General features: G+C 47.7%; 15 protein-coding genes. All 15 read left to right on the top strand.

The genetic code is table 11. The features are described 5' to 3' along the window. Positions 1-19: 19 nt before the first annotated feature. The 15 genes from ABEW32_RS15755 (at position 20) to ABEW32_RS15825 (ending at position 15312) form a co-directional block, all read left to right on the top strand. Positions 20-907 (top strand): YicC/YloC family endoribonuclease, encoded by an 888-nt coding sequence (locus tag ABEW32_RS15755; protein ID WP_430189072.1) that lies wholly within the window; start codon positions 20-22, stop codon positions 905-907. Positions 908-963: 56 nt separating this feature from the next. Then, a complete protein-coding gene (gene remA / locus ABEW32_RS15760) occupies positions 964-1224 on the top strand; it encodes an extracellular matrix/biofilm regulator RemA (protein ID WP_005548256.1) in 261 nt (86 codons plus the stop codon). Between the two features lie 14 nt (positions 1225-1238). Further along, entirely contained in the window at positions 1239-1811 is a 573-nt protein-coding gene (gmk, locus tag ABEW32_RS15765; RefSeq protein ID WP_430189075.1) for a guanylate kinase, read from the top strand. 121 nt (positions 1812-1932) lie between these two features. Then, a complete protein-coding gene (gene rpoZ / locus ABEW32_RS15770; protein WP_430190387.1) occupies positions 1933-2136 on the top strand; it encodes a DNA-directed RNA polymerase subunit omega in 204 nt (67 codons plus the stop codon). 90 nt (positions 2137-2226) lie between these two features. Then, positions 2227-3531: a bifunctional phosphopantothenoylcysteine decarboxylase/phosphopantothenate--cysteine ligase CoaBC gene (coaBC, locus tag ABEW32_RS15775; RefSeq protein ID WP_430189078.1), complete on the top strand. Its 1305-nt coding sequence runs from the start codon at positions 2227-2229 to the stop codon at positions 3529-3531. Beyond that, positions 3531-6107 carry a primosomal protein N' gene (gene priA / locus ABEW32_RS15780; protein WP_430189081.1) on the top strand — a complete coding sequence of 859 codons (2577 nt, stop codon included), beginning with the start codon at positions 3531-3533 and terminating at the stop codon, positions 6105-6107. The genes coaBC and priA overlap by 1 nt, the downstream gene beginning before the upstream one ends. Before the next feature lie 132 nt (positions 6108-6239). Further along, positions 6240-6737, top strand: coding sequence for a peptide deformylase (gene def, locus ABEW32_RS15785; protein WP_430189084.1), 498 nt, complete (start codon positions 6240-6242; stop codon positions 6735-6737). 6 nt (positions 6738-6743) lie between these two features. After that, positions 6744-7703, top strand: coding sequence for a methionyl-tRNA formyltransferase (gene fmt, locus ABEW32_RS15790; protein ID WP_430189087.1), 960 nt, complete (start codon positions 6744-6746; stop codon positions 7701-7703). Further along, complete coding sequence (gene rsmB, locus ABEW32_RS15795) at positions 7700-9115, top strand: 16S rRNA (cytosine(967)-C(5))-methyltransferase RsmB (protein WP_430189090.1); 1416 nt, start codon at positions 7700-7702, stop codon at positions 9113-9115. Before fmt ends, rsmB begins: the two co-directional genes overlap by 4 nt. Before the next feature lie 186 nt (positions 9116-9301). Continuing rightward, positions 9302-10342 carry a dual-specificity RNA methyltransferase RlmN gene (rlmN, locus tag ABEW32_RS15800; RefSeq protein ID WP_430189093.1) on the top strand — a complete coding sequence of 347 codons (1041 nt, stop codon included), beginning with the start codon at positions 9302-9304 and terminating at the stop codon, positions 10340-10342. Positions 10343-10348: 6 nt separating this feature from the next. Continuing rightward, positions 10349-11125 (top strand): Stp1/IreP family PP2C-type Ser/Thr phosphatase, encoded by a 777-nt coding sequence (locus ABEW32_RS15805; RefSeq protein WP_430189096.1) that lies wholly within the window; start codon positions 10349-10351, stop codon positions 11123-11125. After that, positions 11122-13401: a Stk1 family PASTA domain-containing Ser/Thr kinase gene (gene pknB, locus ABEW32_RS15810; protein ID WP_430189099.1), complete on the top strand. Its 2280-nt coding sequence runs from the start codon at positions 11122-11124 to the stop codon at positions 13399-13401. The genes ABEW32_RS15805 and pknB overlap by 4 nt, the downstream gene beginning before the upstream one ends. 72 nt (positions 13402-13473) lie before the next feature. Next, positions 13474-14391 (top strand): ribosome small subunit-dependent GTPase A, encoded by a 918-nt coding sequence (gene rsgA, locus ABEW32_RS15815; RefSeq protein ID WP_430189101.1) that lies wholly within the window; start codon positions 13474-13476, stop codon positions 14389-14391. Between the two features lie 4 nt (positions 14392-14395). Beyond that, entirely contained in the window at positions 14396-15064 is a 669-nt protein-coding gene (gene rpe / locus ABEW32_RS15820) for a ribulose-phosphate 3-epimerase (protein WP_430189104.1), read from the top strand. Further along, on the top strand, positions 15061-15312 hold the full coding sequence (locus ABEW32_RS15825; RefSeq protein WP_430189107.1) for a hypothetical protein: 252 nt from the start codon (positions 15061-15063) through the stop codon (positions 15310-15312). Before rpe ends, ABEW32_RS15825 begins: the two co-directional genes overlap by 4 nt. Positions 15313-15367 lie beyond the last annotated feature (55 nt).

Raw genomic sequence — 15367 nt, forward strand, 5'->3', positions numbered from 1 at the left:
TATAATGGATGTGATGCCGATGTCATTGAGTATGACCGGATACGGTCAAGCCATCCTTCATTATGAAGGGTATAAAGTGCGCTTGGAATTGAAATCGGTCAATCACCGCTATTGCGAAGTGATGATGAGAATTCCGCGTGAATGGACTCGCTATGAAGATGGCTTGAGAAAAACGGTTCAACAGCAGATTAAACGCGGTCGTATCGACGTATTCATCCACAGGGAACGTGATGAAGAACAGATACCCGCCGCACGATTGAATGACACTGTAGTGCAGGCATACCTGCGTGCAGCGGAGCAGCTGGCGGATCGTTATGGCGTGAAAGGATCGTTAGGTATAAGTGATATCCTTGCTTTGCCTGATGTTCTGGGTGAGCCTGGAGAGGCTCTCAATGGAGACGAAGAGGACTGGAAAGAGCAGCTCCAGCAAGCTTTGAACGAAGCTTTGCAAGGCTTGCTGGAGATGAGAAGGCGAGAAGGCGGGCATTTGGCGCAAGATGTGGAATCCCGTATTTTACGTCTGGAATCCCTCCATCAAGAAATGACGGTGCTGGCTCCTCATGTTGTGAGCGACTACCGTAACAGGCTGAAGAACAGGCTTAAAGAGCTTCAGGACGGTTCATTTACGCTTGATGAACATAAGTTCGGAATGGAGATTGCGTTATTCGCGGATCGCAGCAATATTGATGAGGAGCTTACCCGGCTTCAAAGTCACTTTAGACAGTGCAAAGAGTTGCTGCTGTCGGACGAGCCGGCCGGTCGCAAATTAGATTTTTTAATCCAGGAAATGAACAGGGAAGTCAACACGATTGGCTCCAAGGCTAATCATCTCACATTAGTTAATTTGGTCGTCGAGATGAAAGCAGAGCTCGAAAAAATTCGTGAGCAGGCTGCAAATATTGAGTAGCTACCTGGTAGCGGCACGGCTGTAATAGTCACATGTATAGGGGGAAAGACCTGAATATGGCAATCAAATTGATCAATATTGGCTTCGGCAATATCGTGTCAGCCAACCGAATAATCTCCATCGTCAGTCCAGAATCTGCTCCGATCAAGCGGATTATACAGGAGGCCAGGGACCGTCATATGTTAATTGATGCTACCTATGGCCGCCGGACACGGGCTGTTATTATTACAGACAGTGATCATGTAATCCTGTCTGCGGTGCAGCCGGAGACGGTCGCTCATCGCCTATCCACTAAAGATGATGACAATGACGAATAAAAATGGAGTGTACTATGGCTAAGGGATTATTATTTGTAATATCTGGACCTTCGGGTGTCGGTAAAGGGACAGTAGGCAATGCATTACGCGAAAAGCTACCTGAGATAACGTATTCCGTATCTGCTACAACTCGAACACCTCGTTCAGGCGAACAGGACGGAGTGACCTATTTTTTCAGAACGCGTGAAGAATTTTTGGGTATGATTGAACGGGATGAGCTGTTGGAGTATGCAGAGTATGTAGGTAACTATTATGGCACTCCACGTGATTTTGTAGATCAGACGCTTGCGCAGGGTAAAGATATATTCCTAGAGATTGAAGTTCAGGGCGCGCTCAAAGTTAAAGAAAAATTTCCGGAAGGCATATTCATATTCCTGCTTCCACCTTCGTTGGATGAATTAAAGGATAGAATTCGGGGACGTGGCACAGAAACTCAAGCAACCATTGACCACCGCATGTCGGTAGCTGTGGACGAAATGAATCTGTTGCGCCACTATGATTATGCAGTTGTCAATGATGAGATTAATTTCGCTTGCAAACGAATAGAATCCATTATTACCGCCGAACATTGTAAGGTTCGACCTTAAGCGCGGGCTTTACATATGCCGAGCGTACCAAAAGTGAAATAATACTGTATAAGCTGAGCTTGAAGGTGTACACTGGAGTTCAGCTTATACAGATTAAAACTACATGAAGAGGTGTCTATTCGTGCTGTATCCTTCCATTGATGAAATGATGAAAAAGGTAGATAGTAAATATTCGCTGGTTGTAGCGGCATCACGCCGTGCTAGACAGTTACGTGAGGGCGAGAAGACGAGCTTGAAGAGTCCTAGATCTCACAAACAGGTTGGAGTAGCTCTGGAAGAGATCTATGCAGATCATCTTTTACTTGAAAGCGGCGAAGAAGAATAAGAATTATAGACAATCATTATAGCCAGGCGCAATGCCAAATCCTTTGACAACCGCAAGGTTGTTATTTTTTTCGGTCAGGGGGAGTTAACGATGTTGAAGGGGAAAGTTATTATTCTTGGTATAACCGGCGGAATTGCTGCTTATAAAGGGGCAGCGCTGTGCAGTAAGTTGACGCAAAAGGGAGCCGATGTTCATGTGATTATGACGGCTTCTGCCAAGGAGTTTATTACCGAACTTACGCTGCAATCGCTCTCTCGCAATCCGGTATACAGTGATACATTTGATGAAAGAGAGCCGTCCATCGTATCCCATATTCATTTGGCCGATGCGGCTGATTTGGTGCTGGTTGCTCCTGCAACGGCGAATATCATCGGAAAAATGGCACATGGTCTTGCGGATGATATGCTTTCGACAACATTACTGGCTACGACAGCGCCTATTATGGTAGCCCCTGCGATGAATGTACATATGTACACTCATCCGGCCGTCATGCAAAATATGGAGACGCTCGTATCACGTGGTGTGAAGATGATTGAGCCGGGTGAAGGATTACTGGCTTGCGGTTACGTTGGCAAAGGACGTTTGGAAGAGCCGGAAACTATTGTGCAAACGATTGAGCGCTTTTTTGATCAGCAAGCACAGGAACCTGGAGTCACAATCAAGGCTGAACCACGGTGGTTTGGAGAAGAATCTACGGAGAATCAATTAACTGAGCCATGTGCAAATAAGAATGAATTGGCGCTTTCGGGGAAAAAAGTTATTGTTACGGCTGGGGGCACGATTGAGCGAATTGATCCTGTCCGTTATATTACGAATGATTCATCCGGTAAAATGGGATTTGCCATTGCGAAAGTGGCTCAGGAGATGGGGGCAGAGGTGCATTTGATTGCTGCCAACACGAGCGCGGAGCCGCCTTCAGGTATATCCCTTGAAAAAGTCCAGTCTGCTGAAGACATGTACCAGGCTGTATTAAAACAATGGGAAACGAGTGATATGGTCGTTATGGCTGCTGCCGTTGCAGACTATCGACCACGTGAGGTGGCACAGACCAAGATTAAGAAAAAAGACAGTGTATTTACGCTGGAGTTAGTGAAGAACGTCGATATTCTCGAATCACTCGGACGCAGCAAAAAACATCAATTTTTAATTGGCTTTGCAGCAGAAACAGGGGATTTGGAGACGTATGCAATAGATAAATTAGAACGCAAAAATTGTGATTTGCTTGCGGCAAACGATGTAACTGTGGATGGTGCTGGTTTTGGCGTTGATACAAATGCTGTTCAAATATATGACCGAAGCGGGATGGTAGAACATATTCCTGTACAGTCAAAGGAAGAAGTTGCGCGTAAATTGCTTACTCTAGCCGCGGAACGCATGGGTGGGGTGCTGCATTAATGGAGATGGGCAATTTAGTTGCCAAGGTCATTGTCGATGTGCCTGCCAAAGACACAGACCGCACTTTCGATTATCTGATACCGAATTCAATGAGGCCTTGGATTGAGCCAGGTAGTCGGGTAGCTGTGCCGTTCGGCAAACGAACAGTGCAGGCTTTTGTAATCTCGGTAGTTCCAGCTGAGGAACCGCCAAAATACAGGATGAGGGCGATTCAGGAGCTGCTGGATTTAGTACCGCCCTTATCTCCTGATCTAGTCGAACTAGGCAAGTGGATGAGCGAACGTTATGCCTGTAATCAAATTATGGCACTGCAAGTGATGATTCCTACTGCGCTTAAGGGCAAAGCGGAACGTTATATCTCAATAGCCGAGCAGCATGCGTTTACGAATCCACAGCATGCGATGCTGTCGGATCAGGAGGGTGAAATCGAATGGGCTCTTCTGACCGACGACGGTATGAGCGATCCAGCGGAGCGTCAGATTGTCAGTTTTATTCAGAGTAAGGAACAAATTCCGTTGCAGCAACTCAGCAGACGCTTCCCCGAGCAGGCGGAGGTTATCAAATCGCTGTTGCGCCGCGGAGTGCTTCAGGAGAGTCAGGTTATTAAAGATAAGCTTGGCAAAAAGACGATGAAGGCTGTTGATCTGGCTATCAATATAGATGAGGCAGCAATGGTACTGGAGCAATTTTCTGCCAAGGCGCAGCGCCAGCGGGAGGTACTTGCTTTTTTGCTGGAACGTAGCGAGTTTCTGCCTCTGCCGCTGAAGGAAGTAATGACCTCGCTAAGTGTATCGGCCGCCACGGTTAAGGCACTGGAAGAGAAGGGCTATGTATCACAGGAAGATGTTGAAGTATTCCGCGATCCCTATCGGGGCAGACACTTCAAGCCTACAGACCCATTGCCTCTTACTGCAGAGCAGCAGTCGGTGTATGCCCGGATTGTTCGTCAGCTGGACTTACGTGAGCAAGGAGCCTTTTTGCTGCATGGAGTCACAGGGAGTGGTAAGACGGAAATCTATCTCCAGACAATTCAGCGCTGCATTGAGCAGAATCGGCAGGCCATCGTGCTCGTACCTGAAATATCCTTAACGCCGCAAATGGTTGAACGTTTCAAAGGCCGTTTTGGCAACCAGGTCGCAGTAATGCACAGTAGGTTGTCCGGTGGAGAACGGTACGATGAGTGGCGTAAAATACGCGAAGGCCGTGTGAAAGTGGCGATCGGAGCTCGCTCGGCGGTATTTGCCCCTTTTCGTGAGCTAGGGCTTATTATTATGGATGAGGAGCATGAAACCTCCTATAAGCAGGAAGAGACGCCCAAATACCATGCGCGTGATGTAGCTATTCGCAGAGCACACCAGCACGGAGCTGTCGTTATTCTCGGTTCAGCTACACCGTCGCTGGAAAGCTACTATGCTGCTCGTTCCCAAAGCAATGATGAGTTTGCGCCGTTACTGCTTGAAATGCCGACTCGTGCATTGGGGAACACGTTGCCTGAAGTCCATATTATGGACATGCGTGAGGAACTGCGGGCTGGCAACCGCTCCATGTTCAGCCGCGCATTGCATAATGGAATCGCAGAGCGATTAGAACGTAAAGAGCAGACAGTACTGCTGCTGAACCGGCGTGGGCACTCCACGTTCGTGATGTGCCGGAGCTGCGGCTATGTGGCGGGGTGTCCGGATTGCGATATTTCGCTTACCTATCATCAGCGGTCGAACAATTTACGTTGCCATTACTGCGGCTATTCCGAGCACGTGCCTCAGACCTGCCCAGAATGCGGTAGTGAGCATATTCGCTACTTCGGTACAGGTACCCAGCGAGTGGAAGAAGAGCTGGCTAAGCTATTCCCTGGTATACGTGTTGTCCGAATGGATGTTGATACAACGACAGAAAAAAACGCTCACGAAAAGCTGCTCAAGCAATTTCGTGATAAAAAAGCAGACGTGCTGCTGGGTACTCAAATGGTAGCCAAAGGGCTGGACTTCCCCGATGTAACTTTGGTTGGTGTCATTACTGCGGATTCGGCTCTTAATTTACCGGATTTTCGAGCCGCGGAAAAGACATTTCAGCTATTGACACAAGTAGCTGGGCGTGCGGGAAGACATCAATTGCCGGGGGAAGTATTCGTACAGTCCTATACTCCAGAGCATTATTCGGTGGTTCACGCCAGCCGTCATGATTATGCTTCTTTTGTGAGGGAAGAATTGAAACATCGCCGCAATCTGCACTACCCGCCATATTGCCGACTTATTTTGGTGACTTTTTCCCATGAACAGCTTCCTGTACTGGTTCGATTGGCTGAAAATTATTCAGCGACATTACAGGGACGAGCCAGACAACGGGGCTGGTTCGGGAATATGGACCGGCTCACATCGGATGTGCTGGACATTTTGGGACCTGTAGCTTCACCCATTTCGAGAATCAAGAATAGATACCGATTTCAATGTATGATAAAATGGCGTGGAAATATTGATGCAATTGGTTTAGCTCAGCAAGTAGCTGATGAAATGGCCGAGTCCGCACAAGCACAAAAGTTGCTGATTAGTCTGGATGTTGATCCGCAGATGCTTATGTAGAGTGTTAACACAAAAGTTATTAGCACAATTGATGCGGACAAGCCGTCCGTACATAGGATAATGTAGCAGTCGCGTTTGTGATGAATACAATTAAGCCTAAATGAAGGAAAAAGAGGAAGGTGTTCTGTTGTCATGTCAATTAGAATTATAGTGTTGGAACCGGATGATGTATTGCATAAAGTAGCAAAGGAAGTTACTAAAATTACGCCTAATGTGCAAAAGCTGCTGGATGATATGGCAGATACGATGTATGAAGCGGAAGGAGTAGGTCTGGCCGCTCCACAAGTAGGTATTCTGAAGCGGCTTATCGTCGTAGATGCTGGAGATGAGCATGGCTTGATTAAAATGATCAACCCAGAAATTGTAGCTGAAGAAGGGGAGCAATTGGGACCTGAAGGCTGCCTGAGTATTCCGGGGTTGAACGGGGATGTACGTCGTGCTGAGAAGGTTACAGTCAAGGGACTGGATCGCGAGGGTAAGGCTATTTCCGTTACAGCGACAGGATTACTTTCTCGTGCTTTTCAGCATGAAATTGACCATTTGAATGGAGTATTGTTCACGGATATTGCAGAAAAAGTATATGAGGTTGCTCTGGAACAGCCAGGACCGAACCGTCAGACAGGGGAGTGAGGTTCGATGAATCAAGACATTCGTATTATCTTTATGGGTACACCCGAATTTGCAGTGCCGTCGCTGAACATGTTGCTGGACAACGGATATAACGTGGTCGGTGTAATTACTCAGCCGGATAAGCCACAGGGACGGAAAAAAATATTGATGCCTACACCAGTCAAAGAAGCGGCTGAGAAGCGCGGATTGCCTGTGCTGCAACCGACACGCCTGCGTCAACCGGAAGCGGTAGCTCAGGTGGCGGAATTGCGTCCCGATCTAATCGTAACCGCAGCTTATGGACAAATTTTGCCTAAATCCGTATTAGACCTGCCTCGTTTCGGCTGTCTGAATGTGCATGGTTCGCTACTTCCCCGTTATCGGGGAGGTGCCCCGATCCAGCGCGCAATTATTAACGGTGAAACTGTGACAGGCGTGACGCTAATGTATATGGCAGAAGGACTGGACACTGGCGATATGATATCGCGGGTTGAGGTGGCTATAGAGCCGGAGGATACGTCGGGTACCATTTTTGAGAAGCTTAGCGTAGCCGGAGCGAGACTTTTGCAGGACGAGCTACCTAAGTTGCTGGCAGGGCAATCAGACCGTATACCGCAAAATGATGATGAGGCGACCTATGCCCCGAACCTGACTCGCGATGATGAGCGTATTACATGGAATGATAATGCGCAGCAAATATACAACCGGATTCGCGGCCTGGTACCTTTTTCTGGCGCGTTTACGCTTTGGGAGAACAATGTTTTTAAAATATGGGCTGCGGAGCAGCCTTCCGTAAATAATGAAGCGAGTAGCTCAAATGCTCCAGCACCTGGTACGGTTCTTCAATTAACCTCGCGTGGCATTGAGGTGCAGACTGGTGAAGGCACTCTCTGGCTGACACAGGTTCAACCGGCAGGCAAAAAGGTTATGGAAGCTGGAACTTTTGCGCGCGGCGGGCAGATGAAGCCTGGCACGGTGCTCGGATGAGCGGGGGACACTCCCGTCCGGGAGATCGACGTCAGGGAGTGAGTGCCAGATCCGGCAAGACTCGCAAACAGACGGCACGGGAAGTTGCACTTGATGTGCTGACCGGTGTGGAGCAAGAGGGCGCGTATAGCAATCTTGAGCTTAATCGCCGGCTTCAGCAGGCAGGTTTATCTGCAAGTGACGTTGGTCTGACGACGGAACTTGTGTACGGTACAGTTGCACGACGAAATACACTGGATTATTTTTTGAATAAATTTGTACAAAAAGGAACGGCCAAGCTTCAGCCTTGGGTACGTTCATTGCTACGGATGAGCGTGTATCAGCTGGTGTATCTGGACCGAGTTCCCGATCACGCAGTTGTTAGTGAAGCAGTGACCATTGCCAAGCGGCGCGGGCATCAGGGGATTTCCGGTATGGTCAATGGCGTGCTTCGCAGCATGTTGCGTGAGCCGGACAAGCTTCGTATTCCTGAAGGTCTGTCAGCAGAGGAGCGGATTTCACTAGAACATTCCCATCCACTGTGGCTAGTTAAGCGCTGGATCAAGCAATACGGTACGGATACAACTGAGGCTATCTGCAAGGCTAATAACGAGCCCCCTGCGGTCAGCGTACGAGTGAATACGACGATGACCAGTCGTGATCAGCTGTTGGATGAGATGGTTGCAAAAGGGGTTAATGCCGTTCCTTCGGCCATTAGCCCTTATGGAATTGTTGTTCGTAGCGGTGGAAATATGGCGCTTACTTCATGGTATATGGACGGATTATTGTCTGTACAGGATGAAAGCTCCATGCTTGTTGCCGAAGCGGTCGCTCCTGAGCCTGGCATGACAGTGCTGGATTGTTGTGCAGCTCCAGGTGGCAAAACAGCACATATGGCTGAGCTGATGAAGGATCGAGGTCGGATCGTTGCGAACGATCTGCATGCCCACAAGCATCAACTAATCCGTGAGCAAGCGAATCGGCTTGGTCTGGATGCCGTTGAGACCGTTACTGGTGATGCTTTGGACTTAAAAGAGCGATATGCCCCAGCTTCTTTTGACCGCATTTTGCTGGATGCGCCATGCTCTGGCTTTGGGGTGATTCGTCGTAAACCAGACTTGCGTTGGAGCAAAACTGTGGAGGATGTTCACGACATTACTCAACTGCAGCATGAGTTGCTGGACAGTGTGGCCGGGCTATTGAAGCCGGGGGGGATTCTGGTATACAGCACTTGCACAATTGAGCCTGATGAAAATGAAGGACAATTGGCTCGGTTTTTAAGTGAACATCCAGAGTATGAGTTGGCAAAGGATCATCCTTTTCCAGATGTGAGTCAAGCAATGGATGGTACACAGAAAGGCTCGATCCAGCTGTTGCCGCAGCATTTTCACAGTGACGGATTTTATATTGCACGTCTACGCCGGGTAAAGTAGTCTGGGGCATAATTCCAGGAAGCTACCCACCAGTATTTCCACAATCCGCCGGGTGCCTCCGGCGGTTTTTTGCATGAAGACGAAAAATTTTTACCCCCTCAGGGATTTGTGCTAAAATAGGAAGAATGAAAAACACGATCTGCGATCAAACAGAACTTAACGAAGAAGGAACGGGTGCAAATATTGATGAAACCTTTTATATATGATTTAACACTGGAAGAGCTTCAGGACTGGGCCAAAAACAATGGCGAGCCTGCCTTTCGGGGAGGGCAAATTTTTGACTGGCTGTATGTAAAGCGGGTCAATAATTTCAGTGAGATGACGAATTTGTCTAAGCCGCTGAGAGAGAAGCTAGAGGAGCAATTCAGTTTTGTGACGCTTCACGAAATTACAAAGCTCGAATCGAAAGATGGTACTGTTAAATTTCTGTTTGGTCTACACGATGACCATGCTATTGAGACGGTTATCATGAGACACAATTACGGAAACAGTATTTGTGTAACGACTCAGGTGGGTTGCCGGATTGGCTGTACTTTTTGTGCCTCGACGCTAGGAGGGCTTAAACGAAACCTGACGGCTGGTGAAATTACTGCACAGGTGGTGCAGGCTCAGAAAATTCTGGATAAAACGAATGAACGAGTGAGCAGCATTGTAATTATGGGCTCAGGTGAGCCCTTTGAGAACTATGAAGCGACGATGAAGTTTTTACGTACAATGATTCATGAAAAGGGCCTGAATATTGGGCAACGTCATATTACAGTATCAACCAGTGGTATTGTACCGAATATTTACAAATTTGCTGACGAGGATACACAGATCAATCTGGCAATATCCATTCATGCGCCTAATGATGCGCTTCGTTCAAAGCTAATGCCTGTAAATCGGCGTTATCCTTTTAAAGATGTTATGGATTCTCTACGTTATTATCTTGCTAAAACAGGGCGAAGAATTTCTTTTGAATATGCCTTGATCGGTGGGGTGAACGACCAGGCGGAACATGCTGAAGAGCTTGCGGATGTGTTGAAGGACATGCTGTGTCACGTCAATTTGATTCCAGTCAACCATGTGCCTGAGCGTAAGTACGTGCGCACATCGCGCAGTGATATTTTTAATTTTCAACGTATTCTTGCCGAAAAAGGCGTCAATGTGACGATCCGGCGTGAACAGGGTCACGATATTGCCGCTGCCTGCGGTCAGTTGCGTGCAAAGCATATGGAGTTGGGGTGAAACCATTTGATCAAAACAGTTCATGTCAGCCATGTCGGACGTGTGCGTTCGGTGAATGAGGATTCTGCCTGGATCAGGCACTTGGAGCAAGGCTATATTCTTGGAATTGTTGCCGATGGCATGGGAGGGCATTTGGCCGGTGATACGGCCAGCCGTCTTGCGGTAGAGACACTTGCCGCTGATTTGGCGACGCTGGAGAGCGGATTATCCGCACATTCTTTGACGGCGGCGCTCAGCGACGCTATTTTGCATGCCAATGAAGTCATCTTCCAAACGGCTGCGCGCGATGAGCAATATCATAATATGGGGACGACAGTTGTTGCTGTTTTGCTCAACGATGCATCTGGAATTATTGGGCATATCGGTGACAGCCGCGCCTATGTGATTTCCAAAGGAACGGTACGCCAGCTTACAGAAGATCATACATTGGTGAATGAGTTGTTCAAAAACGGGCAGATCAGTAAGGAAGAGCGGGAAAACCATCCCCGTCGCAATGTGCTGACACGGGCATTGGGCACTGATTCCGAGGTAAAGGTGGACATTGACACCATTACGCTGGAAAAAGGCGATGTGCTATTACTATGCAGCGACGGACTGAGCAATTTGGTAACAGAAGAACAGATCAGTAAGGTAGTAGGTGCCGCAGAAAATCCTTTGGAGGAACGTGCTGATCGTCTGCTACATTTGGCGCTGCTTGCCGGTGGAGACGATAACATTACTGTAGCTTTGTTTGAATTGCCCGACAACACGGTTTCATTGAGTGAAAAGGGGTGTGAAGCATGATCGGGCACCTGCTTGGGGGAAGATATGAAATTATTGAGCGCATCGGTGGCGGCGGTATGGCGCTGGTGTATAAGGCTCAAGACATTTTGCTGAATCGCAATGTCGCAGTTAAGGTGTTGCGTCAGCAATTTGTTCATGATGAGGAATTTATTCGCCGATTCCGGCGCGAGGCTCAGTCGGCCGCCTCGCTTTCTCATTCGAACGTGGTCAGTATTTATGATGTCGGCCAAGAGGATGAAATCCATTATATTGTAATGGAGTGCGTCGAAGGCAAAAATTTGAATGAGATTATTAAAGAACGTGCGCCATTACAAGTGGATGAAGCAGTGCGGATTGCTTCCCAGATTTGTGATGCGCTGGAACATGCTCACCAAAATCAGATTATTCACCGGGATATTAAGCCTCATAACATCTTAATTGGACGTAATGGACGGGTTAAGGTAACCGATTTTGGGATTGCTCGAGCTGTTACGTCAACAACAATTACCCAGACAGGTTCTGTTGTGGGTTCTGTTCATTATTTTTCACCTGAGCATGCAAAGGGTGTCGTCACCGGCGAAAAATCGGACTTATATTCTTTAGGTATTGTCTTATACCAAATGTTGACGGCACAGCTTCCTTTTTTGGGAGAGAGCCCAATTAGTGTGGCACTCAAGCATTTGCAAGAGGAATTTGAGGAACCGCGTAAAATTAATCCTTTGATTCCGCAAAGCGTGGAAAATGTCATTTTAAAATCAATGCGCAAAAATCCAGAGGAACGTTACCAATCGGCAGACGAAATGCTAAGAGATTTGGAAACCTGTTTGCTACCAGGGCGGCGCAATGAATCCAAGCTGGAGTTTACACATTTGGATGATGAGGACCAAACGCGGGTTATTCCAGCTATTAAGCCTCAACAATTAGGTGTGTCTTCCAGTGGGGATGATGTCCCTGTCCAACCTCGTGAGTCTGAACAGCTTTCGAGCAAGCAATCCTCCAAGAAAAATAGAAAAAAAACGATATTCTGGGTAACACTAGTATTGGTGCTACTTTTATGCATGGGTGGCGTGGTGTACTACGTGCAAAGTGCACTTGTCGTGCCTGAGGTGAAAGTACCAAGTGTATTGACACAAACAGAAGACCAAGCGAAGCTCGTTCTAAGTAAAGCAGGACTAGTCATTGACGAGCCAATCCAGCACGAATATAAAGAAGGGATTGCACCAGGAGTTGTTTTTTATCAAAGCTACCCTGAAGGTTCTCTAGTCAAGGAAGGAACGGAGATTAGTCTGAAGGTTGGGATTGCCAAGCCGCTCACCCCGATGCCGGATGTCAAAGGGCAAAGCTACGAGAATGCAGTCAAGCTGTTGACGGCTCAGCAAATTAAGGAAACGCAGATTCAGCAAAATGAGCAGTTCAGTGATCAACCCGAAGGGACTGTTCTTAGCCAGACACCTACTGCAAATGAGCCTTTTGATAAGGATTCGGTTCAGGTAGTGCTCACAGTCAGCAAAGGCGCTGCTACTGTAAAAATGCCGAATCTGGTGGGGATGACGCAGAGCCAAGCGGAAAATGAGGTCAAAAAGGCGGGACTGAAGGTTGGCTCGATTAAAGAGGAGTCCAGCTATGAGCAGGACAAAGGAAAAGTAACTAAACAATGGCCGTCAGAGGCGGGCAGTGATTTGCCTCCAAATACGGAAATTACGTTTTATGTAAGCACCGGTTACCCGCCAGAAGCCATTACGTTACCGTTTAATGTACCTGTGGCGCCGAAGGAAGAGGGCAAGAACAGTAAAATTCGTATCACTTATACAGATGCACGTGGAGAAAATCAGGAGTGGGGAAGTCGTACGATTAATACGACACAGGTGTTTACGATTAACCTCCTGATGGCCCCTAACAAAGACAGTGTCGTCTCAGTATTCAGAGATGGAGCTTTTGTTGACACATATCCTGTTTCTTATATTGATGCCAAAAACGGAACGGTGACGATGCCTCAAATTGCTCCACCTGCGGGAACATCACCGACCGATGCTCCTGGTGGTACTTCCTCGCAGAATGGAAGTGGAAACGGCGAGGAAGGAAACAGTGGGGAATCTTCTAATGATAGTGGTAATGGTGGAGGCGACTCTAGCAACCAGGAGGGCACAGAAGGCAATGGTGACCCTTCTGCCTTTGCCCCAAGAAATGATTCCGCGGGAGTTACGCGCAGTGAGTTAGCGGTTAGCAAAAAAAACAACCCCGGTCATAGTTCCCATAAAAAGAAGGACAAAGTGATCGAGGCTGCGCAGCATCAGTGAGCTTGCTAGAAGAAGATGCTCGACCTGTTACACGAATGAAACTTAAACATTATGAAGGAGGACATCTTATACATGCCTGAAGGTCTGATCGTCAAGGCGCTTAGCGGATATTATTATGTCTCCAGCCTGGATCAGGATGGGCGTCCGGTATCCGGCGAAGCCACAGTACAATGCAGAGCACGCGGCCTTTTCAAGAAAAAAGAGATTACACCTCTTGTTGGTGATCGGGTTGTTTACGAACTGACCGAAAACGGGGAAGGTATGGTCAAGGAGATTAGAAAGCGTACGTCGGAGTTAATTCGTCCTCCAGTAGCTAATACCACATTGGCCGTGCTGTTGTTTTCTCTGCGTGAGCCGGATTTAAACCTGCCTTTACTGGACAAATTTTTAGTCCATATTGAGCATGCTGGACTGGATACGATTATTTGTCTGACCAAGCGCGATTTATATGAAGGCAGCCCTTCAGAGGATGATACGGTGCTGATGGTGCAGGAAATGTACCAGAAGATCGGTTATGAGGTGCTGGTAACCAGTGCCCGTACCGGAGAGGGTACGGTTGAGCTTAAGAAGCTGTTAGCCAACCAAATCAGCGTGTTCTCTGGTCAGTCAGGTGTAGGAAAGTCCTCTATGCTTAATGCTTTGCAGCCCGGGTTGACGCTGGAGACGAGCGCCATCAGCAATAAGCTGGGACGAGGTAGACATACGACTCGTCATGTGGAGCTAATTCCTTTAGACAATGGTGGGTTTGTAGCAGATACACCGGGGTTTAGCCAACTGGATTTTTTGGAGCTGGGTGTGGATGAGTTATCGCCTTCTTTTCGGGAATTCCAGCAGTATGCCGAAGGATGCAAATTCCGAGGTTGTACGCATATTCACGAACCTGGCTGTAAAGTAAGAGAGGCCTTGGAAGAAGGACATATTTCACAGGGACGATATAATAGCTATCTGCAATTTTATCAGGAATTAAAAGAAAAAAAGCGGAGGTATTGAGCATATGTTAAAAATAGCACCGTCGATTTTATCCGCTGATTTTGCTCGTTTGGGCAGTGAAGTTGCGGAAGCCCAAGCAGCGGGAGCGGACTGGATTCATGTGGATGTTATGGATGGTCATTTTGTACCCAATATTACACTTGGTCCCCCTATCGTTCAGGCTATTCGGCCGCATACAAATCTTCCATTGGACGTTCATCTCATGATTGAGCACCCTGAACGTTATATTGGTGATTTTATAAAAGCAGGAGCCAATATCATTACGGTTCATGCTGAGGCCTGTGTTCATTTGCACGGTGTCATTCACTTGATCAAGCAGCAAGGAGCGCTGGCAGGAGTGGCTCTCAATCCGGGGACATCACCATATGCGATCAAGGAAGTGCTGCCCAATGTGGATATGATTCTAGTGATGACGGTTAATCCTGGTTTTGGGGGACAGTCCTTCATCCCAGAGACCTTGAATAAAATTAGACAAATCCGTGCTTGGTTGAACGAATTGGGTCGTCCAGACGTACATATCGAGGTGGACGGAGGTATTGCGGAGGAGACGGCACCAGCCGTATTTGAAGCGGGTGCTGACGTATTGGTAGCAGGTAGTGCGGTTTACGGCAGAGCGGACCGCGCAGCAGCTATTACTGCTATTCGGGACAGTGTCACTCATTTGTCCAAGTGAAGCTAACTGAAGCACTGTGGATGACCTTAGCGAGCATGCTGACGGGCTTGACCCTCAGCTGTTTCTCGCTAGTGAAGTCGCCTTGGAATGCCATTCTTTCACTTCTGGCTGTTCTTATTGTACTGTTTTATTTTCGTAAAAATGAACGGCGTGGTTTGCGTATCGGTTTTGTGGTGTGCTGTGTGCTTTATTATATTCTGTTTATTTTTATACTTTCAGCATATCTCTATCTTCGCGGGCTTGTCTGATGGTATAGCCTGGGATGGTTGTGCATAAATATGGTTACATGAGCGGGATTCTCAT

Origin of the sequence: Paenibacillus jamilae, assembly GCF_050482105.1 — a bacterium.
In the GTDB taxonomy this organism is placed as follows: domain Bacteria; phylum Bacillota; class Bacilli; order Paenibacillales; family Paenibacillaceae; genus Paenibacillus; species Paenibacillus jamilae_B.